Raw genomic sequence first — 24,452 nt, 5'->3', positions numbered from 1 at the left:
GTCAGTTATTGATCAATGCGGAAAAGGATTTTCCTCATGAGACGCGAAACTGTACACTCATGGCATCTGAACGATCTGATGAGAGGGGACTCACTCGATGGGCAGCAAAGATAAAAAGGTATTAATCGTCGACGACCAATACGGCATTCGCGTATTGTTGCATGAAGTTCTGGATAAAGAAGGCTACACGATTTTCCAAGCGCCTAACGGTGTCACCGCCCTGCAAATCGTCAAGGATGAGCAGCCGGACCTGGTGCTGCTCGACATGAAGATCCCGGGCATGGACGGCCTGGAGATTCTCCGTCACATCCGCAACATCGAGCCGGATACGAAAGTGATCATGATGACCGCGTACGGCGAGCTTGACCTGATCAAAGAAGCGACCGTGCTTGGCGCGATCACGCACTTCACCAAGCCGTTTGACATCGACGAGCTGCGTGAAGCGGTCAACCAGCAACTGGTCTCGTAAGGATTGCATTGGACAGGAAGGGGTAAGTACAACATGGAACACACTTCGATGATCCGCCTGCGCATGAGTTCGCACGATGCGCATTACGGCGGCGACCTTGTAGACGGAGCCCGGATGCTCGGTCTGTTCGGTGATGTGGCGACAGAGCTGTTGATCCAATTGGACGGCGACGAAGGGCTGTTCGTCGCCTATGACTGTGTAGAGTTTAAAGCGCCGGTCTTTGCCGGCGATTATATCGAAGCGCACGGCAAGATCACGAAAATCGGCAACACGTCCCGCCAGATGGAGTTTCACGCCTACAAGGTGATCCAGGCGAACGTCGATCCGAGCAACCCGTCTGCCGCCGATGTGCTGGCTGAGCCGATTCTGGTCTGCTATGCGCGCGGCACCTGTGTGACGCCGAAAGACAAGCAGCGTTTGGGAGGTTGAGTGTAGTGGAGAAGCTGATCATCACCGTCGCCTTGACCGGCGCGGAAGTCACCCGCGAGCACACCCCGTACCTGCCGATCACCCCGGATGAGATCGCACAGAGCGCGTTCGAGTGCTGGAAGGCAGGCGCGGCGATCGTGCATGTGCACGCCCGCAACGCCGACGGCACCCCGACACAGGACAAAGAGATCTACCGCCAGATCATCGAGAAGACGAATGAGTTGTGCCCGGTCATCGTGCAGGTCTCGACCGGCGGAGCGGTCTGGATGACGCCCGAGGAGCGCCTGCAGCCGGTGACGCTTAGGCCGGAGATGGCGACGCTGACCACCGGCACGGTCAATTTTGGCGATGATGTGTTCATGAATGCGCCTAAAGATCTGGAGACTTTTGCACAAACGATGCAGGAGCATGGCGTCCGCCCCGAATTTGAAGTTTTCGAGGTGGGCATGATAACAAATGCTATGCGGCTGGTCAAAAAAGGATTGGCAACCGAGCCGCTTCATTTTGACTTTGTGATGGGAGTGCCCGGCGCGATTCCGGGGACGCCGGAGAATCTGCTGCACTTGATCAAGCAGTTGCCCGCAGGCGCATCCTGGTCGGTGGCCGGCGTGGGACGCAGCCAGCTGCCCTTGTCGACGATGGCGATTCTGCTCGGCGGCCACGTGCGGGTCGGGTTCGAAGACAACATCTACTACACGAAAGGCGTACTGGCCGAAAGCAACGCGCAGTTCGTGGAGCGCATAGTGCGTCTGGCAAACGAGCTGGGGCGCGAAGTGGCAACGCCTGATGAAGTGAGAAAAATGTTGGGACTCCCTCTGTAATTTGGTATGATGGGGAATGGAAAGCACCAGCATGCAATCGATGGAAGGACGGAGGGTACATAATGGCATTTGCATCCTTTAAAGAAGTGTTGCTCGACGGCTACAAGAACGGATACGCTGTCGGCCAGTTCAACATGAACAACCTTGAGTTCACGCAAGCGATCATCGAAGCGGCAAACGAAGAGAAATCCCCGGTGATCTTTGGCGTGTCCGAAGGCGCGATCAAGTACATGGGTCTGGAATACACCGTGGCGATGGCGCGCGTGGCGATGGAAACGTCTAAAGTTCCGGTCATCCTGCACCTCGACCATGGTCCGAACCGCGACCTCGTCATGAAGTGCATCAAGGCCGGTTTTTCCTCGATCATGATCGACGCGTCGCACTATGCGCTGGAAGAGAACATCCGTCTCTCCAAAGAGATCGTTGACCTGTGCCATCCGGTCGGCATCGAAGTGGAAGGCGAACTGGGCCGCATCGGCGGCACCGAGGACGACCTGACTGTCGATGAGCGCGACGCCACCCTCGCCGTTCCGGCCGATGCGGTTCGCCTCGTGCAGGAGTCGGGCATCGACGCGCTGGCGCCGGCGATCGGCTCGGCACACGGCCCGTACAAAGGCAAGCCGGAGCTGGCGTTCGACCGTCTGCAGGAGATCCGCGACCTGCTGCCGACCACGCCGCTCGTCTTGCACGGCGGTTCGGGGATTCCGGATGAAGACATCCGCAAAGCGATTTCGCTTGGCGTTGCGAAGATCAACGTGAACACCGAGAACCAGTTGGCGATGACTGCGATCATCCGCGAAGTGTTGGGCAAAGACGCAAACGTCTATGACCCGCGCAAATACATGAAACCGGCTCGTGAAGCGATCAAAGAGACCGTCAAGCAGAAGATGCGCTTGTTTGGTTCGTCCGGCCGCGCGTAAGCTGTTTGGTAAGGGAGGCAGAGATTCGTGAAATTTTTTCTCGATACTGCAAATGTAGCTGAAATCAAAAGCGCCGCTGAGCTCGGCGTGATTGCAGGCGTCACCACCAACCCGTCGCTGGTGGCGAAAGAAGGCGGCGATTTCACCCTAATGCTCAAAGAAATCGTGGAGATCGTCGACGGCCCGATCTCGGCCGAAGTCATTTCGCTCGATGCGGAAGGCATGGTTGAAGAAGGCTTGAAGTTGGCCGCGCTGCATGAAAACATCGTGATCAAAGTCCCGATGACGCTCGAAGGCCTGAAAGCTGTGCACCGTTTCGCCAAGCAGGGGATCAAGACCAACGTCACGCTGGTCTTCACCGCCAACCAGGCGCTGATGGCGGCACGCGCAGGAGCCACGTTTGTTTCGCCGTTCCTCGGCCGTCTCGATGACATCTCGATGGAAGGGATGGGACTGATCCGCGACATCGCGGAGATCTTTGACATCCACAACCTCGATACCGAGATCATCGCCGCGTCGATCCGCCACCCGATGCATGTCCATCAGGCGGCGCTGTCCGGCGCGCACATCGGCACCTTGCCGCTGAACGTGCTGGAGTCGCTCGTGAAGCACCCGCTGACCGACCAGGGGATCGAGCGCTTTTTGGCAGACTGGAACAAAGCGATGAAATAAGCACCTGCTGCAGGTGCTTTTTCTCATACTGAAGGGAGATTGGATATTTTGGAAATGATGGATGCACGTCAGATTATTGAATACATCGGCAAGAGCGAGAAGAAAACCCCGGTGAAAGTACATATCAAAGGCCAGCTCGACGCGATCGAGTTTGGCGCAAAGATCAAAACGTTCTTCACAGGCAACGTCGGCGTTTTGTTTGGCGACTGGAAAGAGGTTGAGCCGGTGCTGTCGGCGAACGCTGACAAGATCGAAGACTTTGTGGTCGAGAACGACCGCCGCAACTCGGCGATTCCGCTGCTCGACATGAAAAACATCAAAGCCCGCATCGAACCGGGCGCGATCATCCGTGACCAGGTGACGATCGGCGACAACGCGATCATCATGTTTGGCGCTTCGATCAACATCGGCGCGGTGATCGGCGAAGGCACAATGATCGACATGAACGCAGTGGTCGGCGGCCGCGGCACGATCGGCAAGAACTGCCACATCGGCGCAGGCGCAGTTGTCGCAGGCGTCATCGAGCCGCCGTCTGCAGACCCGGTTGTCATCGAAGATGACGTGCTGGTCGGCGCCAACGCGGTGATCCTCGAAGGCGTGCGCGTGGGCAAAGGCTCTGTCGTCGCAGCAGGCGCTGTCGTCACGCAAAACGTCCCGGCGGGCGTTGTGGTGGCAGGCGCACCGGCGCGCATCATCAAAGACATCGACGCGAAGACCAAGTCGAAAACGGAGATCATGCAGGAGCTGCGCCAACTGTAATGAGCACCTTCGCGGACATTCGCAGAGCTTTGCACCGCATCCCGGAGCCGGGTTTTCAGGAGTTCAAGACACAGGCGTTCCTGCTTGAGTATCTGCAAAAGCTGCCGCAGGAGCGGCTGGAGTTGAAGACGTGGCGCACCGGTATTTTGGTGAAAGTCAAAGGCTTGAACCCGCAGCGCCGCATCGCCTACCGCGCCGATATGGACGGGCTGCCGATCACGGAGGAGACGTCGTACGAGTTTCGTTCCGAGCATGAAGGCTACATGCATGCCTGCGGGCATGATGTGCACATGACGATTGGGCTGGGCGTGTTGACGCATTTTGTGGAGCATGCTGTGGATGACGATCTGATCTTCATTTTCCAGCCGGCCGAAGAAGGTCCGGGCGGTGCGCAGCCGATGCTTGAAAGCGTCGAGTTTGCCGCGTGGAAGCCGGACATGATCTTCGCCCTGCACATCGCGCCGGAGTATCCGGTCGGCACGATCGCGCTGCGTCCGGGGATCTTGTTTGCGAACACGTCGGAGCTGTTCATCGACCTGAAAGGCAAAGGCGGCCATGCGGCATTCCCGCATACGGCGAATGACATGGTCGTGGCGGCGGCGCATCTGACCACGCAACTGCAAAGCATCGTGGCACGCAATGTCGACCCGCTCGATTCGGCGGTGGTGACGATCGGCAAGATCACCGGCGGCACCCGCCAGAACATCATCGCCGAGCATGCGCGTCTGGAAGGCACGATCCGCACGATGTCGCTCGACTCGATGCGCAAGGTCAAGAGCCGCATCGAGGCGCTGGTGCAGGGGATCGAGGCTGGATTCGAGTGCGAGGCGCAGATTGACTATGGGTCGAACTACTGCCAGGTGTACAACAACGAGAGGTTGACCACCGAGTTCATGGACTGGGTGCGCGAGACAGGCGAAGTCAACCTGATCGAGTGCCCGCCCGCGATGACCGGCGAAGACTTCGGCTATTTCCTCGAAGCGATCCCCGGCTTCCTGTTCTGGCTCGGTGCCGACACCCCGTACGGGCTGCACCACTCCAAGATCGAACCAAGCGAGCAGGCGATCGACGTCGCCGTGCGTTTGATGAGCAAGTACCTGACGTGGAAAGCACAGCAGGCGTAAGATATGAGAAAAGGTCTTCCCATCACAGGGAAGACCTTTTTGCTGTGCCCAATACCAAAGGGCGATTTTTGTTTGGGATATGCCTGACAGTCAGGAGATCGGGCGCGTCGATGCGGAGGAGATCCCCGCTGTTCGTCGTGGAAAAATCAGCCCCGAGCAAGGTATAGCCCTGCAGCTCTCCGTCTTGGATCACATAGAGGTGATATGCCTCGTGCATCGTCAGATTGACGCCGACTTGGCGTCTGAGGTTCCATGACAAGCCGAGCGTTTTGAGCTTCTCTTTCTGCGTGTACGGCGGGATGACCAACAAGGTGTCATACTCGTAGGGCAGTTCAACCTCTTGGCTGGCCCCCGGTTCCACTTGCAGAGCTTGAAACGGCTCGTTAAGCGCAGGCGTTTCCTCCATCATATATTTGTACGGCCACCACCAGTAGAGCAGGGCCAGAGCAAGTAACAGGCTAGCTGCGATGCCAAGTTTTTTCTTAGTCACGCAGCAGCTCAGCCGCCTGTGCGCGGTCGTGGCTCAGCGCAGTCTGCAGCGGGGTTTCGCCGTCCGCTTTGGTGACGGTGCGGTCAGCGCCGTGAGCGAGGAGCAGGGAGATCATCGCTTCGTCGCCGTTTTGAGCTGCTTCGTGAAGCGGGGTGAAGCCATCTTGCTGGTGGGCGTTGGCGTTTGCGCCGTTCTGCAAGAGAAGTTCGGCGATGGCGAGGTGACGGTTCGCCACCGCAGAATGCAAGGGCATGACCTGGAAGTTATTTTTCGAGACGGAGTTGACCTCCGCGCCTTTCTCCAGCAGATACGCCGCCACCGGCAGATGTCCGAGGAACGAAGCCAGTCCCAGCGCGGTGAAGCCGTCGTTGCCAAACGCTTTGGCAAGCGTTGCATCCGCATCGACCAGTTCACGCACGCGCGCTTCCTTGCCCAGCGCCGCCGCTTCAAACACGTCCAGCCCGATGCCCAGTTCCAACAGCAGTTCGACCGCCTGCATCTTGCCATGATACACCGCCGCCAACACCGGCGACTGCCCGGTCGTGCTGCGCAGGTTCAAGAGCTCCGGATTTCCTTCCACCGATTGTTTCACCGCATCGAGATCACCCGATGCGCATGCTTGCAAAAAGTCTTGTGCGCTCATCTATGAGCCTCCTACTTTTTCTGTTGATTTGATGACTTGGAAAAAATCATAAACAGCAGCGCGATCAGAACTGTCAGCACCGTAAAAAGCGTGGTCATCCACAATAAACTGTGCAGATATTCCCCGGCAGCACGATACGTGATCTCCTCGATGCTGCCGTTTCTGATGACCTTCTTATTCGGAGTAAACAAAAAGATAAGTGCGAACCATGAGAAAAAGCTGTAGACTGCAGTTTTGACCAGCAAGCGTTCCACCAGCATCCCTCCCCCAATCGTCTTCTTGCACTATATTCGCCTAATCTTATCCAATTCCTCGCCGCGTGTTTCCCTTTTTCATTTCTGAAACCGCCCCGCCACGTTTCCGATCAGCTCGTCATTCGGCGTGTCCAGCCACATCTTCAGCCTGCCGACCGCTTTTGGCTCGATGTCAGCCAAAGCTTTCTCCAAGTCAGCTCTCGTCGCAGTACGCCCCGCATTTTTCAAATAGTACTGCTTCAAAAACTTGAAAAAGGCCTCGTCGCCCAGCAGCTTGCGCAGGTCATGATACATCAGCACCATGCGCTGGTAGGTGTAGTAATAATGTGCCTGCGAGGTCTGATACGTCCCGTATGGCACCGCCGACTTGCCGGTTTTCACGCGGTTGGACGTTCCGTACGGATAAGGGGAATAGGTGTAGTTGTTCGCGAACCGCTTCCAGGCATCGTTGATCCGCGCCTGGTACGCACCGGCGCCTTCACGCCGCTCCATGTCCAGCAGGGCGGCATAGTCGGCCAGACCTTCATCCAGCCAGGGGGTCTCGACCTCGTAGTTGCCCACGGCATTATAAAACCACGCATGGGCGATCTCATGCACGATCCAATGCTCCGGGTCGTCATACTCCCACAAGTCCTGCGCGAACAACGCCAGATTGGGCAGCTCATGCGCATAGATCGTCCCCGCAGGCAGCTCCAGCACGCTCAGCACCGGGTATGGATTGGTCCCGATCCTCTGCGTATAGGTCTTCACCGCCGAACGGGTCAGCGCCGCAGCACGTCCCAGATCCGCTTTTGCCACCGACGCGACCGTCACCAACATTCCTTCCTCCGTCCGATACTTCGTCTCTGCAAAACCGGCCCCGCCAACCATCGCGAAGTTCCGCACTTTCTGCGCCTGAAAGGTCAGCATCTTCCGCCCGTCTTCCAGCTTCTGCTCCCCGGTCTGCACACCCGACGAGTACCACTTAAACGCGCCGGGCGTCGTCAGCTCCACCCGGTAATTCCCAAGGTCCATCAGATACGGATCGCCAAATCCAAGCGTCGCCGGCCGCTTCATCCACTCGCCGTCGCGCTCGACCCCGACGATCGGGTACCAGTATGACGCCGTCGCCACGCCTTGCCAATAGCCGGTGCGCGAAGGCGCTTTTGGCAGCTGCGTGCGAAACGTCAGCGTCACCGTCTGCGGGGCGGTGCTTTTTTTCACCGGCACCAGCACCTGTCCTTCCGACACCTGCGCTTTGACCGCAGTCCCGTTCACCTTGACGCCATACACCTGCATCGGCACATATAAATAAAGCGGCAATCCGTCCAGCCGCAGCTCAGGCACCGTCACATTCATCTGCCCGCTGATCAACCCGGAGTCTCCATGAAACTGCGCCTTGATCTCATAGACGGGCTCTGTTGGCGTCGGCGTCGCCAGCGGGTGCAGGTTCAACACCTGCGGGCCAAAATGCAGCGTGTATTGCTGCTTCAGCAGCGGCACCCATCCGTCCACCGGACGCAGCACCACCGCCAAAATCGTCAAGGTCGCCAGCATCGTCAACATCAGCGAATACAGCTTCAAAAACCGCTTCCCGCGCCTCACCGTCAGAGCCCCCCTTTCCCGTTCTGTAATAAACGCTACAAGTTTCGACAAACATACGTAGGTTCCTTCAAAAAGAAAACAGTATAACACAATACAACCATTGTGATATAATATACCCGAACTTTGAGTACGGAAGGGGTTATTTTCAACATGGAACGCGAATTAGCAATGGAGATTGTGCGCGTCACGGAAGTGGCCGCGCTGGCATCTGCCAAATGGATGGGCACCGGCAAGAAAAACGAAGCGGACAACGCCGCAACCACCGCAATGCGCGCGATGTTTGACTCTGTCAATATGCAAGGCACCGTCGTCATCGGCGAAGGGGAGATGGACGAAGCTCCGATGCTCTACATCGGCGAAAAGCTCGGCACCGGCGAAGGCCCGGCGCTCGACGTCGCCGTCGACCCGCTCGAAGGCACCAACATCGTCGCCAAAGGCCTCTGGAACGGCCTGACCGTCGTTGCGGTCGCACCGCAAGGGGCGCTCTTGCACGCGCCTGACATGTACATGGAAAAGCTCGCGGTCGGCCCGCGCGCCAAAGGCATGGTACACCTCGACGCGACCGTCAAAGAAAACCTCGAAGCGGTCGCCAAAGCATCCGACAAAAGCATCTCCGAAGTTGTCGCGATCTTGCTCGACCGCCCGCGCCACCAAGAGCTGATCGAGCAGATCCGCTCCGCAGGCGCGCGCATCAAGCTGATCTCCGACGGCGATGTGGCGGCGGCGATCAACACCTGCTTTGACGAGACCGGCGTGGACATCATGTTCGGCACCGGCGGCGCACCGGAAGGCGTCCTCGCGGCTGCCGCGCTGAAGTGCATGGGCGGGGAAATGCAAGGCCGCCTCAAGCCGGAGTCGGATGCGGAGATCGAACGCTGCATCAAAATGGGCATCACCGACCACAGCCGCATCCTGATGCTCGACGACCTCGTCCAAGGCGATGATGCGATCTTTGCTGCGACCGGCGTCACCGAAGGCGAACTGCTCAAAGGCGTGCGCTTCCTCGGCCACAACATCGCGACTTCGCACTCGCTGGTCATGCGCGCCAAGACCGGCACCGTCCGCTTCGTCGAAGCCCGCCACAAGCTCAACCAAAAGCCGCACCTCGTCATGGTGTAACCGATTTACACAGTTGCATACCTCGTGTATCCGCATTCGTCCTGCATAAAGTAGGAAGAATGCGGCTACTATGGTATAATGCTTTAATGTGTTGAATTCATCATGATGATTGTAGGTGAACGTGCTTTGCACAATATCGCAGAGTTGGAACTGATGAAGCTGACCGAACTGTATAAACTGGCCAAACAGTTCGAGATTCCTTATTACGGCACGCTGAAAAAACGCGAGCTGATCTTCGCCATCCTCCGCGCCCAGGCGGAAGTCGAAGGGTTTATGTTTGCGGAAGGCGTGCTCGACATCATGCAGGACGGTTACGGGTTCCTGCGTCCTGTCGGCTATACACCGTCCGGCGAAGACATCTACGTCGCCGCTTCGCAGATCCGCCGCTTTGACTTGCGCACCGGCGACCGCGTCTCCGGCAAAGTGCGCAAACCGAAAGAAAACGAGCGCTACTTTGGCCTGCTGCAGGTCGAAGCGGTGAACAGCGTGTCCCCGGAAGTGGCGGCGGAGCGCATTCATTTCCCGGCGCTGACCCCGCTGTTCCCGACCCGCAAGTTCACGATGGAGACGGCAGCGGAGAAATATTCGACCCGCATCATCGACCTGCTGACCCCGGTCGGCTTCGGCCAGCGCGGTCTGATCGTCGCGCCGCCGAAAGCGGGCAAAACGATGCTGCTCAAGGAAATCGCCAACAGCATCACCACCAACCACCCGGAAGTGGAGCTGTTCGTGCTGCTTATCGACGAGCGCCCGGAAGAAGTCACCGACATGCAGCGCTCGGTCAACGCCGAAGTGGTTGCTTCGACGTTTGACGAGCTGCCGGAGAATCATATCAAAGTCTCCGAACTGGTGCTGGAACGCGCGATGCGTCTCGTCGAGCACGGCAAAGACGTCGTGATCCTGATGGACTCGATCACCCGCCTCGCCCGCGCTTACAACCTCGTCATCCCGCCGTCCGGCCGCACCTTGTCCGGCGGTATCGACCCGGCTGCGCTGCACCGCCCGAAGCGCTTTTTCGGCGCGGCGCGCAACATCGAAGAAGGCGGGTCGCTGACCATCCTCGCCACCGCGCTGGTCGACACCGGCTCGCGGATGGACGATGTGATCTATGAGGAGTTCAAAGGCACGGGCAACATGGAGCTGCAACTCGACCGCCGCCTGGCCGAGAAGCGCATCTTCCCGGCGATCGACATCCGCAAATCGGGCACGCGCCGCGAAGAGCTGCTCCTCTCCCAGGATCACCTCGACAAGATCTGGGCGATGCGCAAGTCGATGAGCGACAACCCGGACTTCACCGACATCTTCCTCAAGACGCTCAAGAAAACGAAAACGAACGAGGATTTCCTCGCCACGATCGAAGGATCCAAGGAAGCGAAGCAGTTGAACAAAGAGGAAGCAAAAGGGACGGACGCACGTTAATCCGTCCCTTTTTGTGTTATCATAAGACAGATCACCACCAGAGAGGACGAATGAGCGATGCATCTCGTTTATGCAGATAAAAAAGGCCAGATCTACGACCACCCCGACCTGCTCGCCCTCGGGCGCAACGGGGAATTTCTGACCGACATCTATGAAGAAGAACTGATCCCGCTGCCGGACGGGGCTACCCTCGTCTCGCTGCCGGGCACGAAAGCGCTGGGCTTTGACCCGGAGACAGGCAAGACGATCGCGCTGCCCGGCGATGCCTACACCGCCGTCGGCGCACTGCTCCCGCAAGGCTTCACCCGCCTGCTGCTGCCGGGCTATGCCAAGGGAGACGACGCCGAACCGTTCCCGCTGTTTGGCTATACCGCAGTCGTTTGGAAAGACGACGCGTTCTACGTCGCCGCCGATGCGACCGACGACCCGTACCGCTGGAATCCGACGATCTTCCCGGATGACAAAGTGGAACAGCAAGTCAAGCAGATCACCGATCTCTACCCGGACAATCGGATCTGGAAGCATCTCAGCAACTGCGCGCTCGGCTACGGCTGCCTGACCTCGCGCAACACGTTCCTCGAACGCTGGGAAGGCGCGCTGCCGGTCTCTTCGACCTGCAACGCGGGCTGTGTCGGCTGCATCTCCGAACAGCCGGACGATTCGCCGTTCCCGTCGCCGCAAGTGCGGATGGACTTCAAGCCGACCGTCGAAGAGATGGTGGAGCTGATGCTGCACCACTTGAAAGCATCGGACGACGCGATCATCTCGTTTGGACAAGGCTGTGAAGGCGAGCCGTCCACGCGCGGCGTCGACATCGCCGAAGCGATCCGCCGCGTGCGCGCCGAGACCGACCGCGGATTTATCAACATCAACACCAACGCCGGACTGGTCGACATGATCAAACTGATCACCGACGCCGGCCTCGACCTGATGCGCGTCTCGACGATCTCCGCGCTCGACGACCACTACAACGCTTATTACCGCCCGCGCCTGTACGGGGTGGAGCACGTGGGTCGCTCCTTGAAATACGCGGCCGACAAAGGCGTGTACACGTCGATCAACTACCTGATCTTCCCGGGCGTCACCGACCGCGAAGAGGAGATCGAAGCGATGGTCGACTTCATCAACCAAAATGACGTCAAACTGATCCAAATGCGCAACCTGAACATCGACCCGGAGCTGTACCTCGGCACGATCCCGCAAGCGAAAGGCGACCTGCTCGGCATGAAGACGATGCTCGACATCTTCAAGAGCGAATGCCCCAACACGGTGATCGGCTCCTACACGCACATTCCGCCGTCCGAGTTCCGCAAGCACATGAAAAAGCCCTGACCTATTGGTCAGGGCTTTATACGTGAAACGAAAAACTTAGTGGTTCGGGCCGTGGTCGGTCCACCAGAGGTTGGTGACCGGCTCTTCGATTTCGACGACAACTGCGCCGTCATCTTCGGTCGTGGTGGAAGTGCCTTCGTCACCTTCTGCCACGATGTTCGGACCAAAGTCGGTCCACCAAGCTCCTGCGTTGCCTTGCGGAGCTGCCAGTACCGTAACCATCGCTACAGTAGAAAGAAACATGATGCCGATAAGTTTTTTCATGAGTGTTGTGCCTCCCGAGAAAGTAGAATCATCGTGCCGCGAATCTTGCTGTGATGAACTGGTAGGACTTTTTGAAGGATTAAGTTCTGATAATGGTCTTGCTATCTGCGCTATAAATTATTATACAGATCAAAGTTACAAATACAACCGTATTTCGGCAAAAAGTGATTATAAAATTATCTACAATTTGTAACAAGATGCTACACGATGTGCAAAGAATCGACAAAAAAGGCCTGTCCAATGCGGACAGACCGTCATATTTCGTCGAATTTCTCAGACCATAATCCCGATTTTGCGCAGGGTCTCGTCGAGGATGATATGCATCCGGCGCAGCGTATCGGTCGCTTTGATATAATCGCTTTGCGTTTCATACAGATCGGCCAGCTCCTGATAGACGAAGCGCAGTTCGCGCAGGTGCTCCTGTTCGCTCAGCGTGGTGATCGTGCGCTCGTACCAGTCGACAGCAGCCGCAAAGTCGCCTTGCTCGCGTTTGACGATCGCCAGCGCGTGGTAGACGGCGGCGAGATTGTGCGCATTGTCGGGGAGCAGGAACAACGATTCCTGGCAGAACGCTTCCGCTTGCTGCAACTTGCCGGCTTGGACATAGAGCTTGGCGATCTCGCCGTGAATTTTCGCATCATCGCTCGGAATCTCCAGCTTGCGGTATTCGGCGAGACATTCATGCAGCAGATCGATCGCTTTTTCGAGCCGGCCCTGTTCCGCTTCGACCAAGGCAAAATTGGCTTTGACATCGATCGCCTGCTTGCTGTTCTGCAAGCTCTCGTAGATCGTCAAGGCGTCATGGCAATAATCGATGGCGCGGGTAAAGTCGCGCAGCTTTTTATAAGAGACCCCAAGCCCAAGGTACACATCGGCCAGTTGGCGCAAGTTGGTTGTGCCGCGCAGCAGGTTGTACGCTTCCCGATAGAAGCGGATGCCGTCTTCAAATTCGCCGAGCTGATAATGCGCATGCGCTAAATTGGTGACGATGCGGGCGCGCGTATAAGGATCGATCTCTTTCAAACGGGAAAATGTCTCATATGCTTTGCGCCAATGGTAGAGCGCCAATGGGAAATTCTCCTGGCTATAGCGTGCTTCACCGAGCTTGTTCAGGCAGAGCAGGGCGGTATGGTCGTCATTTTTGCGGATGACCGTATCATAGACCTGTTCAAACAGTTCGACCGCTTTTTCGATCTCTCCGCAGATCAGGAAGGCTTCGGCGAGATCGAACTGGACTTCGTGCACCGGCAGATGCGGCGCCGGATTGCCGATCAGTTCGCGAAATAAAGGGATCGCCTGTTCAAAATTGCTGGCGGCCAGATAGGCCTTTGCCAGCTTATAGGTGCTGGTCTGCTCCATTTGTGTCTGCATATCGGCAATAAAATATTCGATCGGCGTCTCCAGACGCTCTGCGATTTGCTCCAGCACTTTGTGGGAAGGATATGCTTTGTCCGACTCGATCTGTGAGATCATCGAGATCGTGACGATCCCGGCGCCAAGTTCCTGCTGAGTCAGGCCTTTTTGCACACGCAGTTCCCGGATTTTTTGTCCTAAAGATATCAAATTAAACCCTCCTGAACCGTTAATTTGAGTTATGATTGATCACGCACTATAGTTAAGCGTTCGATTATTACGTAATTCCTTATATTTAAGGTACACCTTCGTTTGAAGTTTGTAAAGCGTTCTAACATTTATTACACACAAAATCAGGGAATTTTTCCCTAGGACCAGAAAATCTTGCGGCGAAAAAAGAGATTGTGGTATACTAGCTTGCAGTGTGTATGAACAAAGGGTCATGGCAAAATCTATGACCAGGAAAGAGGTGACAAGAATGAAAGCTAATATCCATCCGAAGTACTTCGTTACTACTGCTTCCTGCGCTTGCGGCAACAAGTTCGAAATGGGCTCGACTAGAGAAAGCCTCAAAGTCGACGTGTGCTCGCAGTGCCACCCGTTCTATACTGGTAAGCAAAAGTTTGCAGACGTAGGCGGTCGCGTCGACAAGTTCAAGAAGAAATACAACCTGTAGTCCGCGATCTATACAGTATAGAAAAAACAGGGCGCATGCCCTGTTTTTTTATTAGGGAGAGATCAGGCTTGTACTTTACGAAACAGCCGGGCTGGATCGAAGTGATTTGCGGCAGCATGTTCTCCGGCAAAAGCGAAGAGTTGATCAGACGTGTCAAACGGGCGAAGATCGCCCGCCAGCAGGTGCAAGTGTTCAAACCGGCGATCGACGACCGCTATCATGCGACGGCGGTCGCTTCGCACGGCGGCGACAAGGTGGATGCCGTCGCGATCGTTGATGTGGCCGATATTCGCGCCCATCTCGATGCAGCGACCACGGTGGTCGCGATCGACGAAGTGCAGTTTTTCTCCCCCGATGTGGTGCCGTTCTGCCAAGAGCTGGCCGAGCGCGGTATTCGCGTGATCGCAGCGGGGCTGGACACCGACTTTCGCGGGGAGCCGTTTGGCCCGACGCCGATGCTGCTCGCGACCGCAGAGTATGTGACCAAGCTGCAGGCGATCTGCACGGTCTGTGCAGACCCTGCGACCCGCAACCAGCGCCTGATCGACGGCAAGCCTGCAGGCTTCGACGATCCGGTGATCCTGGTCGGCGCGTCTGAGTCCTACGAAGCGCGCTGCCGACACTGTCACGAAGTTCCAACCGGCACATCCGTATCGCTTCCGGCTATTTCTACTACGTAATCATTCAAATACGTACCAACAAGCGGCTCTTCCATCGGGAAGGGCCGCTTGCTTTTCGTTTCCAGTGTCAGGGCGCCGCTTCGCGGGCAAGATAAGCACAACACCGAGGAGGAGGTGACCTTGATGCAGAAAGGTTTCAAATGGATCACAGGCCTCACAGCAGCGATCTTGACCCTGTCTTTCGCAGCAGGGTGTTCGCCGACCAATGACCTGGCGCGCAACCAGCAGCGCTACGGCGTCAACACGAACAATGTCGCGCCGGGGCAGGAAAAGGTCGACATGCCGCGCTTCGACAACAAGAACATCGACGTGGACGGCGACGGTGACAAAGAGCATCTCTCCGGCGCCAACGATGTGAACAACCCGTCGGTCGACCTGCGCTCGTTTACCTATCCGGGCAGCACGAACGCCTCGCAGGGAATCTACCCGACGTCGACAGCAGACCGCATTCAGGACCTGGCGTCTTCGGTTGACGGGGTGGCCAACTCGCGTGCCGTTGTCGTCGGCCGCACTGTGGTGCTTGGGCTGAACCTGGAGCGCACCGTGCGCCCGAATCAAAAGGCTGACCTCGTGAACTTTGTTCGCCAGCGCATTCTGGTGCAGGCGCCGGTGTTTGAGCGCGTGCACATCACCACCGACCGCGCCCAGACCCGCCAGATTCAGCGGCTTGCTGACGAGATGCGCAAAGGGCACTCCTTGTCGCTGTACAACGATGATTTCATGGAGCTGACGAAAAACATTCCGGCGGTCGGTCCAAACATGATGCCGGCAACCAACCGATAACGGTGAGTCTCAGCAAGAGCGGAGTCCGGCCAACTGCCGGCTCCGCTTTTATTTGATGATCCCGGTGCGGATGATGTTCAGTTTGAAATTGACTTTGATCTTCGCGTCGGCGTAGGCATCGCGCCAGACCTTTTCGCTCCACGCCGGATACAGCCCGTTGGCGCGGATGTGGTCCCCGATGCCAATCGGATCGCATTTGTATTTGTTCTGCAATTGATTCAGCAGATCTTCCATGCGCACGGTCAGCCCTTTTTCCAGCTCATGCTCGACTTTTTGCAACTGTTTCGTATCGGAAAGAGGCTTCGAGCCGGTGTATTCGATGACCTGTCCGGCGACGTCTACGTCAAATGTCACATGGGGCACACCGTCTTTCATCGCGACTTTATATTTATGTTTGGCACGGACGAAGGTCAGCATGATCTGCTCAGCGGCGTCGTCACCTTCGCCTTTTCGATTCCCGTTGGGAAGCGCCTGCTTGATGTCGCCGCCTTCGCCTGAGCCGCGCAAAAGCAGGAGCATCTTGGTCTCTTCCGGTGACAGAGAGCCGACAAATACGTCATTGCGAAACAGCGCGGTGCCAGCAACCGCCAGATTGCCCCCATGCATCTTCACGTACGGGATGACCGGGTCGGAGCCGTCGCTGTGATATTGGCGGATGTATTCATGCAGGGTGGTGCGCGGAACGGTGAAGTTTTTCGCTTCTTTGCGCAGCAGTTCAAAGATAAATTTGCCAATCCGCGGGCGGTCATTGTAGCTGGCCGTGAGAATTTCCTGCGCCTTGCCGTCGGAGATGCACAGGATCAGCGACGCGGTGATGTTCACATCGCGCTGCAACGTGTCGAGCACCCGCCAGAGGCCTTGCCGGGCCAGCGTTTCTGAAAACACGGCCGTCCGCAGCTGCCCGGAGACCACTTGGCGGTCGGTCGCCATCGAGATGTTGCTGCGCGCTTCTTTGGACAGATCACCTTTCGATGTGATGATCTGCACTTTTTCTTTCGCTTCCTCGGAGACCTCCGGCATGGCGACGGTCAGCTTGAGCATGCCTTTTTTGTCGACGTCATAGCCGACGACGAGGATCAGGCCGAGGTCCTCCAGCACATTTTGCTGGGCGCACCCGGTGACCAGCACAGCGGCGGCAAGGAGGGAGAGCAGGAACCGATGTCGCTGTTTCATGAAGCCTGCACCTCCTCCTTGGTCTGGTCTTCTGGCGGGGTCTGCTCCGCCTTTTTGCGGAAGATCAGCGCCGTGATCAACAGCAGCGGAGGCAGGGCGATCGACATGATCACGCCGATCAGACCTGCCAGATCCTGCATCTGGGTCAGTGTCAACATGTCGGTCGGATAGATGCCGATCCCAAACAAAACGGGGGCGATCAGCAAGATGCAGGTATTTGGTTTCCATTTGTTAAAGCGGATCAGATAGCGGCCGGCCGCCCAGAGGTAGGATGCGGCGGTGTTGACGACCAGAAACGACCAGGTGACGATCCCGATGTGCTCGATGCGCTCGATGATCGGCAGCATGACGATTTTAAACAGATGCAAGGTGGGCGAGAGCATCGTTTTGATCTGTTCCTGCGAGTAAAATCCGATCGAGATCAGCACGACGATCAGATAGATGACCGTCGTCATCCAAACGCCGATCGAGGAGGCCAGCATGGTCTTTTTTTTGTATTGCAAAAAGGGGTAGATCACCATCAAGAGCTCAAAGCCGACCGCTGAGACGCTCACCTGCCAGGTGGCGCTGAGCAATTCCATAACTTTAAAATCCAGCAGCGGACGATAGTAATCGCCTTGTATCTCCTGCGCAGGCACGATCAGCAGCGCCATCATCCAGATCGTGCCGAAAAAGGTGACCACGGCAAACTGTCCGAGCACCCTTGCGCCGCCCAGCGCACAGTAGACGGTGGGCAGGATCAGCAGGATGTAAAACATGATCGTGGAGGTGGTCGGAAACAGCCATTGCTGGACGATTTCCACGTAGCTGCGGGTGACGACCGCCGCCACAAACACGCAGTACAGAGCAAAAATGGCGCCGAGCAGATTGCCGAGCCATTTGCCGTACAGCCGATTCATGATCGCGTAGACGTCCAGATTTTGAAACCGCTGCAAGAGCTTGACGATGACGATCATGGCGACCTGAATGATCGCTCCGGCGATCAGGATGGAGATCCAGCTGCTATGGCCCGCTTTTTCAGAAACGAGGCGGGGCAGGTTGAACAGGCCGATGCCGACCTGAACGGTCTGCACAAAGAGCACCGTTTGGGAAAAGTCGAGCGAGCGCAACGCATAATACTTGTGCGACTCTGTCCGTTTCATGACTGTTCCCCTCCTTTATCGCTGTCAACCGCCGCATCGGTCGGCACGGCGCGCTGCGAAGACTTGGAATTGAAGGCCTGGCGCTGCGTCTGGCGCGGCCGGGTGATCGTCGGCCGGAATTTCATAAACGGCAGCGGGGCGCGGATAAACGTGTCCTTCCAGTCGCTCATGCGAATCGGCGCAAAGGGCGACAGGTACGGTGCGCCAAGCGAGGTCAGATGCAGGAAGTGGAGCATGATCAGGAGCAGGCCGATGAACAGGCCGTACAGCCCCCAGAACCCGGCGAAAATGATCAGGAAAAAGCGCAAGGCGCGAAGCGCCCCCGACATGATGTACGAAGGCGTGATAAACGATGCGATCGTCGACAGCGCGACGGAGATGATCAGGATGTTGGACGCGAAGCCGGCCGATACGGCCGCTTGTCCCAAGACGATACCGCCAACGATACCGATCGTCTGCCCGACCTTGGTCGGCAGGCGCGCGCCCGCTTCGCGCAAAAGTTCGATCGTGACTTCCATGAGCAGGGTTTCATAAAGCGGTGGGAACGGCACGCGCGCTCTCGACTCTGTCAAGGAGACCAGCATGTCGCTTGGGATCATCTGATAGTGGTAGGTGACGACCGCCACATACAGCGCGGAAAGCGAGATCGAGATGACGACACCGACGATGCGCAAGGTGCGGATGACCGATGCGGACACCCAGCGGTTGGAGTAGTCTTCGCCGGTTTGGAAGAATTCGATAAACGAAGCGGGTCCGCTGAGCACAAACGGCGAGCCGTCGGTGAGGACCGCGATTTTCCCTTCCAGCAGATGCGAGGCGATCCGCTCCGGCCGCTCCGTCATGTGAAACTGCGGAAACGGCGAGTAAGGGTTGTCGTCGATCAACTGCACGAGATCACCCGCATCGTAGATGCCGTCGATCTCGACCGCCTGCAGCCGCTGCTCGACCGAGTCGATATATTCTTGCTGGGCGATGTCATTGACATAGACGATCGCCGCCGTTGACTTGGTGTATTTGCCGACGGTGACGAATTTGACTTTCAGATCGGGCGTACGGATGCGGCGGCGCAGGATGGCCAGCGAGATCTGGATCGACTCGTTAAACGATTCCTGCGGGCCGAGGATGACGCTTTCCGTCTCCGAGCGGTCGATGTTGCGCACAGGCGGCTTGTAGGTGTTGACCGCCCAGGCGTCTCCAGTGCTTTTGATAAAAAAGATCGTCCAGCCAAACAGCAGGTACTGGGTGGTATCATCGAGATTCTCCAGCCTTTTGACGTCCATCACACCGGAGATTTCGTTCGGGCGCAGATTGTGCGGCGTTTTGGTCAGCGCGGAGATGGCTGCAAAAGCGGATTCCACCATCTCCATCGCAATCAGCGGTTCGATATAGGCGACAAACACTTCCGAATCGGTGATCATGCCCGGCGGCAGATCGCGCATCTTGACGTCGATCGCCTCTTGGAAGATCTGCCGGATATGCTTGACGTTCTCTGCGTAGGAGCCGAGTTTGCCTTGGGGCAGAGTGGCCGGCTGTTGACCGGGGTCATCGTAAGACGGTTTCTTGTGCGCTTTCTTTAACAGCGTCCGAAATAATTTCATCATCGGGGGTTCCCTCCTTCCAAAAGGGAATTCTTGCCCTTACCATTTGCACATTTTGGTTCTTTTATGAGGAGTTCCCATTTTGACGGAACTAAAGTTCTCTATTATACTTAGAATGTTATACTATACCCGAAATGCGGGGAGTGGATCTGATGATACCGCAATTGTACATCGGAGGTCAGGCGCTGCTTGAAGGCGTGCTGATGCGCGGCGGCAACAAAGTCGCGATCGCCGTGCGCAAGTCCGATCATACGATCCACGTGGAAGTGGAAACGCGCTCGCCTCTTACCAGGCGCTCCCGGTTTCTGGCGCTGCCTGTCGTGCGCGGCACGGCGGTGCTGTACGATTCCCTGCTGATTGGCTATCGGGCGTTAAACAAGTCGGCCGCTCTGTCCGGAGCGGAAGATGATGAAGAGGAATTGTCAGGGTGGCAAGTCACCTTGTCGCTTCTGGTGTCCGTTCTGCTCGCTGTGGGACTGTTTTTGTTTCTGCCTTTGTACGGGGCACAGTGGCTGACCGGCGACGGGTCCGGCGCTTTGTTTGCCGCCGTGGAAGGCGGGCTGCGCCTTGGCGTGTTTTTCCTCTACGTCTGGCTGATCTCGCGGATGGACGACATCCGGCGTGTGTTTCAGTACCACGGTGCGGAACATAAGACGATCAACTGCTATGAAGCGGGCGAGGAATTGACGGTGGAGAATGTCCGCCGACACACGATGATTCACAAGCGCTGTGGCACGAGCTTTTTGTTATTTGTGATGTTGATCTCGATCGTGCTGTTTTCTTTTCTGTCCGGCACGCGGCTCAGCATGTGGGAGATGGCCCTGTTCCGGCTCTTGATGCTGCCGGTGGTGGCCGGGCTGTCCTATGAACTGATCCGGTATTCGGGCAGCACGACGAATAAATATGTGACCTGGCTGGTATCGCCAGGATTGCTGATGCAAAAATTAACGACCCGCGAACCCTATGACGACATGATCGAAGTGGCGATCCTGTCGGTCAAATGCGTGATTCCGGCGTCAGATCCCAGTAGAGGTGAGAAAGATGATCGACCGCTTACAATCGCTTGAAGACCGATATAACAAACTGAGTGACCTGCTGTGCGATCCGGAGATCGCCAGCGACCCGAAGAAACTGCGCGAATATGGCAAGGAGCAGTCCGACCTGGAAGATACGGTTCACGTCTTCCGCGAATATAAAGAAGTTGTGCAAGGCCTGGCCGACGCGAAGAGCATGCTCGGCGAGAAGCTCGACGACGAAATGCGCGATCTCGTGAAAATGGAGATCGACGAGTTGAGTGATCGCGAAGAGGAATTGAGAGCCCGCATGACCGTCCTCTTGCTGCCGAAAGATCCGCTCGATGAGAAAAACGTTATCGTCGAGATCCGCGGCGCGGCCGGCGGCGACGAAGCGGCGCTGTTTGCGGGCGACCTGTTCAAGATGTACACCGCCTATGCGGAGCGTCAAGGCTGGAAGACCGAAACGGTCGAATCGAGCTACACCGAACTGGGCGGCTTCCGCGAAGTCGTGTTCCAGATCATCGGCAAAGGCGCGTATTCCAAGCTGAAGTTCGAGTCGGGCGCACACCGCGTGCAGCGCGTGCCGACCACCGACTCCGGCGGCCGCATCCACACCTCGACGGCGACCGTTGCCGTCTTGCCGGAAGCGGAAGATGTGGAAGTGGAAATCCACGACAAAGACCTGCGCATCGACACCTTCTGCTCGTCCGGTCCGGGCGGCCAGTCGGTTAACACCACCCAGTCGGCCGTCCGCATCACCCACGTGCCGACCGGCGTGTCTGTCTCCTGCCAGGATGAAAAGTCGCAGATCAAAAACAAAGAGCGTGCGATGAAAGTCCTGCGTGCCCGCATTTTTGAGATGGAGCTGAGAAAGCAGCAGGAAGCAGCTGCATCAGCTCGTAAATCGGCTGTCGGCACCGGCGACCGCTCCGAGCGCATCCGCACCTACAACTTCCCGCAGTCGCGCGTGACCGACCACCGCATCGGCCTGACGCTGCACAAGCTGGACTACATCCTCGCAGGCGACCTCGACGAGATCATCAACACCCTGATCCAAGTCGAGCGCACCGACGCGCTGAAAGCGCAAAACGAGGAAGAATAATGTCTCACGGGACGCATGAAACGATTCGGGAAGCCCTTTTTCGGGCTTCCCGTTTCTTTGAAATAAAAGGTGTCCGCTCGCCGCAGTTCAACGCGGAAGTGCTGCTGCAGCATGTTTTGGGCATCGACCGCACCAAGATGCTGGTGCGGTTTCAGGAACCCTTTCCGGAGGAGCACCGGGCGGCTTTTGCAACGGCGGTGTCCAAGCGCGGTGAGGGCGTGCCGCTGCAGCACCTGACCGGCGAGCAGGAGTTTTACGGGCGGCCGTTTTACGTGTCGGGAGATGTGCTGATCCCGCGCCCGGAGACGGAGCTGTTGATCGAGCGCGTCTTGCAGGAACGAGCGGCGTTTGACGCGCCGCTGATTGTGGATATCGGGACGGGGAGCGGAGCGATCGCCCTGACCTTGGCGCTGGAATGGCCTGAGGCGACGGTGGTCGCTGTGGATATCTCTCCGGCCGCGCTGGCGATGGCACGGCGCAATGCGGAACGTTTAGGCGTGGCAGACCGGGTTGAATTTTTGCAAGGGGATCTGGTCGCACCGATCTTGGAGCGGGGACTGCGGCCGCAGATCGTCGTGTCCAACCCGCCGTACATTCCGACGGCCGACTGCGAAGAGCTCGATGTGGAAGTGCGCGACCATGAGCCGCGTCTGGCGCTCGACGGCGGTGACGACGGGCTGTATCCGTACCGCGTGATCTGCCGCGAGCTGCCCAAGCTGTGGCCTGTGGACGGGCCGGCTATGGTGGCCTATGAAGTGGGGATTCATCAGGATCAGGATGTGGAAGCGATGATCTCAGCCGAGCTGACGTCCGGCGAGACGGGCATCGTCCCGGACTGGCAGGGCATCGGGCGCGTGATCTGGGGCAGACGGGGAGAGTGACGAGGAATGCCAAGCTATAAGAAGTGGATGCTGCTGTTTATCTTTCTGGGATTCTTGTTTGCGCTGTTCATCACTTTTGGACGGGACTATGTGGAGCAGGCTCCGCTGATCGGCTGGGGCGGAGCGGTGGTCTGTTACGGCATCGCTTATGGCATTGTGCGCTCGCAACGAGGGCGCAAACGCTAATCTAGTATTTTTTTGCTAGAATTTTTGCGTCGCTAGGTTTAAACTCGCAATCTCGCGTCCATACTCGTAGCATAAGAGATTACGAGGGGGATGCAAGGGATGATGAACAAGTGGGCGAAGATTCGCGAGGCGGTAACGAACATGAACAAGCGGGTGGCGGTCGCGCTGCTGCTGGCAGCGACGATGATCGGCATCGGCGTAGGTCCGACCGAAGCGCAAGACCTCGGCCCGGCGGCGGCGAACGTGGTGATCGACGAAGACATGATGCAAGAGCAGGTGCAGGTCCAGTCCGGGCAGTCGATCCCGGGCGACGCGATCCGCCTGCGCATCATCGCCAACAGCGACTCGGCGGAAGACCAGCAGCTGAAGCGCGACATTCGCGACGAGATCATCCAGGCGATCGCGGTGGAAGTGGAAGGCATCGAGCAGGCAGAAGAGGCGCGTGACGCAATCCGCGCGGCCGTGCCGGAGATGAACGAGATCGCCCAGCGCGTGATCGCAGAAAAAGGCTACTCCTACCCGGTGGTGACCGACTTCGGCCTCGTGCCGTTCCCGACCAAGATGTACGGCACCGAAGTCTACCCGGCAGGCGTTTATGAAGCGCTCCGCATCCAAATTGGCGCTGCGAAAGGCCAGAACTGGTGGTGCGTGCTGTTCCCGCCGCTGTGCTTTGTGGATATGAGCAACGGTGATGCGGTGCAGGCCAAAGACATGGAGACGGCTGCGATCACGACCGTCGCGGTCAAAGACGCAGCGGGCGAAGAGCAGGAAGTGGAAGTTCGCTCCGCGATCCTCGACAAAGTCTCCTCCTGGTGGGACGGCCTCACCGACAGCATCGGCGGTTTCTTCGCCTAATCTTTCATCCAAATCTCGCAAAATCGTCACACCGCATCCCCTCGGTGCATAAAGTGTGTATAAACAAGCCCGCATCCTGAGAGATTGTGACTCCGGGGTGCGGGTTTTCCCTATTTTCTTTTGTTCATAATCTAGCACGCCCTTTCATAGAGATAGAGTAACCAAGCGGAGAGGACGTGTGGATAAGATGAGCATTGTGATTCGCAAAGCGGAACAGACCGATCTGGAGACGATCCAAGGACTTTTGCTCGGAGCGGGTGTCAGCACGCGCGGCGTGGAAGGGCAGCTGGAAGGCTTTTTGCTCGTGGAAGCGGAGGATGGCGGGCAGAAGACGGCGGTCGGGACGGTTGGATTGGAGATCATCGACGGCAAATACGGGGTGATGCGCTCGTTGGTCATCAAAAAAGGGGCGAACACCGCGCACCTCGGCGCGGAGCTGATCCGGCTGTTTGTGGCTTATGTGGAGACGACGGAGATTCAGCAGCTGTACTTACTCACACAATCCACAGCTACCCCCCTGTTTATCCACATCGGGTTTTCCACAATCCACAGAGATCAGGTTCCGGAAGCTGTAGCCCAGAGCCCACACTTCCTGGCGTATAAAAATCAGGAGGCGGTTTGTCTGGTGAAAACGTATACATCCACAAGTTATCCACACCCCCATGTGGATAGTGTGAATAAATAGGAACCTATGTTCCTCTTTTTTTC

The 24,452-nt window shown here is 57.3% G+C and carries 28 protein-coding genes; 19 read left to right on the top strand and 9 right to left on the bottom strand.

Features of this window, described 5'->3' with window-relative positions:
• Positions 1 to 97 precede the first annotated feature (97 nt).
• From CBW65_RS05400 to CBW65_RS05370, 7 genes are all read left to right on the top strand, one after another.
• Positions 98 to 469 (top strand): response regulator, encoded by a 372-nt coding sequence (locus CBW65_RS05400; protein WP_087455967.1) that lies wholly within the window; start codon positions 98 to 100, stop codon positions 467 to 469.
• Between the two features lie 33 nt (positions 470 to 502).
• On the top strand, positions 503 to 898 hold the full coding sequence (gene kal, locus CBW65_RS05395) for a 3-aminobutyryl-CoA ammonia lyase (RefSeq protein WP_087455966.1): 396 nt from the start codon (positions 503 to 505) through the stop codon (positions 896 to 898).
• Positions 899 to 903: 5 nt separating this feature from the next.
• Complete coding sequence (gene kce, locus CBW65_RS05390) at positions 904 to 1,719, top strand: 3-keto-5-aminohexanoate cleavage enzyme (RefSeq protein WP_087455965.1); 816 nt, start codon at positions 904 to 906, stop codon at positions 1,717 to 1,719.
• 62 nt (positions 1,720 to 1,781) lie between these two features.
• Entirely contained in the window at positions 1,782 to 2,639 is an 858-nt protein-coding gene (fba, locus tag CBW65_RS05385) for a class II fructose-1,6-bisphosphate aldolase (RefSeq protein ID WP_087455964.1), read from the top strand.
• 27 nt (positions 2,640 to 2,666) lie between these two features.
• Positions 2,667 to 3,311 (top strand): fructose-6-phosphate aldolase, encoded by a 645-nt coding sequence (gene fsa / locus CBW65_RS05380; protein ID WP_087455963.1) that lies wholly within the window; start codon positions 2,667 to 2,669, stop codon positions 3,309 to 3,311.
• A 48-nt stretch (positions 3,312 to 3,359) separates the two neighbouring features.
• Positions 3,360 to 4,070 carry a 2,3,4,5-tetrahydropyridine-2,6-dicarboxylate N-acetyltransferase gene (dapD, locus tag CBW65_RS05375; protein WP_087455962.1) on the top strand — a complete coding sequence of 237 codons (711 nt, stop codon included), beginning with the start codon at positions 3,360 to 3,362 and terminating at the stop codon, positions 4,068 to 4,070.
• A complete protein-coding gene (locus tag CBW65_RS05370; protein WP_087455961.1) occupies positions 4,070 to 5,194 on the top strand; it encodes an N-acetyldiaminopimelate deacetylase in 1,125 nt (374 codons plus the stop codon). The genes dapD and CBW65_RS05370 overlap by 1 nt, the downstream gene beginning before the upstream one ends.
• Before the next feature lie 22 nt (positions 5,195 to 5,216).
• Here CBW65_RS05370 and CBW65_RS05365 read toward each other — a convergent pair whose 3' ends face one another.
• The 4 genes from CBW65_RS05365 to CBW65_RS05350 all read right to left on the bottom strand — a co-directional run bounded on the left by CBW65_RS05365 (position 5,217) and on the right by CBW65_RS05350 (position 8,165).
• Complete coding sequence (locus CBW65_RS05365) at positions 5,217 to 5,684, bottom strand: hypothetical protein (protein WP_157721788.1); 468 nt, start codon at positions 5,682 to 5,684, stop codon at positions 5,217 to 5,219.
• The gene (locus CBW65_RS05360) at positions 5,677 to 6,327 is read right to left on the bottom strand and encodes an ankyrin repeat domain-containing protein (RefSeq protein ID WP_087455959.1); all 651 of its coding nucleotides are present in this window, start codon (positions 6,325 to 6,327) and stop codon (positions 5,677 to 5,679) included. Before CBW65_RS05360 ends, CBW65_RS05365 begins: the two co-directional genes overlap by 8 nt.
• An 11-nt stretch (positions 6,328 to 6,338) precedes the next feature.
• Positions 6,339 to 6,581: a hypothetical protein gene (locus CBW65_RS05355; protein ID WP_157721787.1), complete on the bottom strand. Its 243-nt coding sequence runs from the start codon at positions 6,579 to 6,581 to the stop codon at positions 6,339 to 6,341.
• A gap of 78 nt (positions 6,582 to 6,659) precedes the next feature.
• On the bottom strand, positions 6,660 to 8,165 hold the full coding sequence (locus CBW65_RS05350; protein WP_087455957.1) for a M1 family aminopeptidase: 1,506 nt from the start codon (positions 8,163 to 8,165) through the stop codon (positions 6,660 to 6,662).
• 150 nt (positions 8,166 to 8,315) lie between these two features.
• Here CBW65_RS05350 and glpX point away from each other — a divergent pair, with 150 nt between their 5' ends.
• The 3 genes from glpX to CBW65_RS05335 all read left to right on the top strand — a co-directional run bounded on the left by glpX (position 8,316) and on the right by CBW65_RS05335 (position 12,035).
• Complete coding sequence (glpX, locus tag CBW65_RS05345; RefSeq protein ID WP_087455956.1) at positions 8,316 to 9,284, top strand: class II fructose-bisphosphatase; 969 nt, start codon at positions 8,316 to 8,318, stop codon at positions 9,282 to 9,284.
• 102 nt (positions 9,285 to 9,386) lie between these two features.
• Positions 9,387 to 10,703 carry a transcription termination factor Rho gene (gene rho, locus CBW65_RS05340; protein ID WP_232463447.1) on the top strand — a complete coding sequence of 439 codons (1,317 nt, stop codon included), beginning with the start codon at positions 9,387 to 9,389 and terminating at the stop codon, positions 10,701 to 10,703.
• Between the two features lie 57 nt (positions 10,704 to 10,760).
• A complete protein-coding gene (locus CBW65_RS05335; protein ID WP_087455955.1) occupies positions 10,761 to 12,035 on the top strand; it encodes a radical SAM family protein in 1,275 nt (424 codons plus the stop codon).
• 36 nt (positions 12,036 to 12,071) lie between these two features.
• On the opposite strand, the gene CBW65_RS05330 is transcribed toward CBW65_RS05335, so the two are convergent.
• Positions 12,072 to 12,299 carry a hypothetical protein gene (locus CBW65_RS05330; RefSeq protein ID WP_087455954.1) on the bottom strand — a complete coding sequence of 76 codons (228 nt, stop codon included), beginning with the start codon at positions 12,297 to 12,299 and terminating at the stop codon, positions 12,072 to 12,074.
• A gap of 273 nt (positions 12,300 to 12,572) precedes the next feature.
• Positions 12,573 to 13,862, bottom strand: a complete 1,290-nt coding sequence (locus CBW65_RS05325; RefSeq protein ID WP_087455953.1) for a helix-turn-helix domain-containing protein — start codon at positions 13,860 to 13,862, stop codon at positions 12,573 to 12,575.
• Positions 13,863 to 14,130: 268 nt separating this feature from the next.
• Between CBW65_RS05325 and rpmE the strand changes: the two genes are divergently transcribed.
• The 3 genes from rpmE to CBW65_RS05310 all read left to right on the top strand — a co-directional run bounded on the left by rpmE (position 14,131) and on the right by CBW65_RS05310 (position 15,791).
• On the top strand, positions 14,131 to 14,328 hold the full coding sequence (gene rpmE, locus CBW65_RS05320) for a 50S ribosomal protein L31 (RefSeq protein ID WP_087455952.1): 198 nt from the start codon (positions 14,131 to 14,133) through the stop codon (positions 14,326 to 14,328).
• Between the two features lie 68 nt (positions 14,329 to 14,396).
• Positions 14,397 to 15,008: a thymidine kinase gene (locus tag CBW65_RS05315; RefSeq protein ID WP_087455951.1), complete on the top strand. Its 612-nt coding sequence runs from the start codon at positions 14,397 to 14,399 to the stop codon at positions 15,006 to 15,008.
• A gap of 123 nt (positions 15,009 to 15,131) precedes the next feature.
• Entirely contained in the window at positions 15,132 to 15,791 is a 660-nt protein-coding gene (locus CBW65_RS05310) for a YhcN/YlaJ family sporulation lipoprotein (RefSeq protein WP_087455950.1), read from the top strand.
• Between the two features lie 48 nt (positions 15,792 to 15,839).
• Here the strand turns inward: CBW65_RS05310 and CBW65_RS05305 are convergent, their stop codons facing one another.
• The 3 genes from CBW65_RS05305 to CBW65_RS05295 are packed head-to-tail and all read right to left on the bottom strand — an operon-like array spanning position 15,840 to position 19,707.
• Positions 15,840 to 16,964, bottom strand: coding sequence for a Ger(x)C family spore germination protein (locus CBW65_RS05305; RefSeq protein WP_087455949.1), 1,125 nt, complete (start codon positions 16,962 to 16,964; stop codon positions 15,840 to 15,842).
• Complete coding sequence (locus CBW65_RS05300; RefSeq protein WP_087455948.1) at positions 16,961 to 18,106, bottom strand: GerAB/ArcD/ProY family transporter; 1,146 nt, start codon at positions 18,104 to 18,106, stop codon at positions 16,961 to 16,963. Before CBW65_RS05300 ends, CBW65_RS05305 begins: the two co-directional genes overlap by 4 nt.
• Positions 18,103 to 19,707 carry a spore germination protein gene (locus CBW65_RS05295; RefSeq protein ID WP_087455947.1) on the bottom strand — a complete coding sequence of 535 codons (1,605 nt, stop codon included), beginning with the start codon at positions 19,705 to 19,707 and terminating at the stop codon, positions 18,103 to 18,105. The genes CBW65_RS05300 and CBW65_RS05295 overlap by 4 nt, the downstream gene beginning before the upstream one ends.
• A 149-nt stretch (positions 19,708 to 19,856) precedes the next feature.
• Here CBW65_RS05295 and CBW65_RS05290 point away from each other — a divergent pair, with 149 nt between their 5' ends.
• The 6 genes from CBW65_RS05290 (at position 19,857) to CBW65_RS05265 (ending at position 24,429) form a co-directional block, all read left to right on the top strand.
• Positions 19,857 to 20,771 carry a DUF1385 domain-containing protein gene (locus CBW65_RS05290; protein WP_198299757.1) on the top strand — a complete coding sequence of 305 codons (915 nt, stop codon included), beginning with the start codon at positions 19,857 to 19,859 and terminating at the stop codon, positions 20,769 to 20,771.
• Complete coding sequence (prfA, locus tag CBW65_RS05285; RefSeq protein ID WP_087455945.1) at positions 20,746 to 21,822, top strand: peptide chain release factor 1; 1,077 nt, start codon at positions 20,746 to 20,748, stop codon at positions 21,820 to 21,822. The genes CBW65_RS05290 and prfA overlap by 26 nt, the downstream gene beginning before the upstream one ends.
• The gene (gene prmC, locus CBW65_RS05280; RefSeq protein ID WP_087455944.1) at positions 21,822 to 22,703 is read left to right on the top strand and encodes a peptide chain release factor N(5)-glutamine methyltransferase; all 882 of its coding nucleotides are present in this window, start codon (positions 21,822 to 21,824) and stop codon (positions 22,701 to 22,703) included. The genes prfA and prmC overlap by 1 nt, the downstream gene beginning before the upstream one ends.
• 6 nt (positions 22,704 to 22,709) lie before the next feature.
• Positions 22,710 to 22,889: a hypothetical protein gene (locus CBW65_RS05275; RefSeq protein ID WP_087455943.1), complete on the top strand. Its 180-nt coding sequence runs from the start codon at positions 22,710 to 22,712 to the stop codon at positions 22,887 to 22,889.
• Positions 22,890 to 22,988: 99 nt separating this feature from the next.
• Entirely contained in the window at positions 22,989 to 23,744 is a 756-nt protein-coding gene (gene spoIIR / locus CBW65_RS05270; RefSeq protein ID WP_232463446.1) for a stage II sporulation protein R, read from the top strand.
• A 187-nt stretch (positions 23,745 to 23,931) separates the two neighbouring features.
• Complete coding sequence (locus tag CBW65_RS05265) at positions 23,932 to 24,429, top strand: GNAT family N-acetyltransferase (RefSeq protein ID WP_087455942.1); 498 nt, start codon at positions 23,932 to 23,934, stop codon at positions 24,427 to 24,429.
• Positions 24,430 to 24,452 lie beyond the last annotated feature (23 nt).

This window comes from Tumebacillus avium, assembly GCF_002162355.1.
In the GTDB taxonomy this organism is placed as follows: Bacteria; Bacillota; Bacilli; order Tumebacillales; family Tumebacillaceae; genus Tumebacillus_A; species Tumebacillus_A avium.
Note: the sequence above shows the minus strand (reverse complement) of the source record. Positions and strands in the feature narration are given on the sequence as shown.

Bases quoted from the DNA above. Each gene is read 5' to 3' on its own strand.
- CBW65_RS05265 (WP_087455942.1), top strand. From the start codon at position 23,932: ATGAGCATTGTGATTCGCAAAGCGGAACAGACCGATCTGGAGACGATC.
- glpX (WP_087455956.1), top strand. From the start codon at position 8,316: ATGGAACGCGAATTAGCAATGGAGATTGTGCGCGTCACGGAAGTGGCC.
- kal (WP_087455966.1), top strand. From the start codon at position 503: ATGGAACACACTTCGATGATCCGCCTGCGCATGAGTTCGCACGATGCG.
- spoIIR (WP_232463446.1), top strand. From the start codon at position 22,989: ATGATGAACAAGTGGGCGAAGATTCGCGAGGCGGTAACGAACATGAAC.
- CBW65_RS05360 (WP_087455959.1), bottom strand. From the start codon at position 6,327: ATGAGCGCACAAGACTTTTTGCAAGCATGCGCATCGGGTGATCTCGAT.
- CBW65_RS05290 (WP_198299757.1), top strand. From the start codon at position 19,857: ATGATACCGCAATTGTACATCGGAGGTCAGGCGCTGCTTGAAGGCGTG.
- CBW65_RS05275 (WP_087455943.1), top strand. From the start codon at position 22,710: ATGCCAAGCTATAAGAAGTGGATGCTGCTGTTTATCTTTCTGGGATTC.
- CBW65_RS05310 (WP_087455950.1), top strand. From the start codon at position 15,132: ATGCAGAAAGGTTTCAAATGGATCACAGGCCTCACAGCAGCGATCTTG.
- fba (WP_087455964.1), top strand. From the start codon at position 1,782: ATGGCATTTGCATCCTTTAAAGAAGTGTTGCTCGACGGCTACAAGAAC.
- prmC (WP_087455944.1), top strand. From the start codon at position 21,822: ATGTCTCACGGGACGCATGAAACGATTCGGGAAGCCCTTTTTCGGGCT.
- CBW65_RS05295 (WP_087455947.1), bottom strand. From the start codon at position 19,707: ATGATGAAATTATTTCGGACGCTGTTAAAGAAAGCGCACAAGAAACCG.
- CBW65_RS05335 (WP_087455955.1), top strand. From the start codon at position 10,761: ATGCATCTCGTTTATGCAGATAAAAAAGGCCAGATCTACGACCACCCC.
- CBW65_RS05400 (WP_087455967.1), top strand. From the start codon at position 98: ATGGGCAGCAAAGATAAAAAGGTATTAATCGTCGACGACCAATACGGC.
- CBW65_RS05370 (WP_087455961.1), top strand. From the start codon at position 4,070: ATGAGCACCTTCGCGGACATTCGCAGAGCTTTGCACCGCATCCCGGAG.
- CBW65_RS05305 (WP_087455949.1), bottom strand. From the start codon at position 16,964: ATGAAACAGCGACATCGGTTCCTGCTCTCCCTCCTTGCCGCCGCTGTG.
- rho (WP_232463447.1), top strand. From the start codon at position 9,387: ATGATGATTGTAGGTGAACGTGCTTTGCACAATATCGCAGAGTTGGAA.
- prfA (WP_087455945.1), top strand. From the start codon at position 20,746: ATGATCGACCGCTTACAATCGCTTGAAGACCGATATAACAAACTGAGT.
- CBW65_RS05330 (WP_087455954.1), bottom strand. From the start codon at position 12,299: ATGAAAAAACTTATCGGCATCATGTTTCTTTCTACTGTAGCGATGGTT.
- CBW65_RS05300 (WP_087455948.1), bottom strand. From the start codon at position 18,106: ATGAAACGGACAGAGTCGCACAAGTATTATGCGTTGCGCTCGCTCGAC.
- rpmE (WP_087455952.1), top strand. From the start codon at position 14,131: ATGAAAGCTAATATCCATCCGAAGTACTTCGTTACTACTGCTTCCTGC.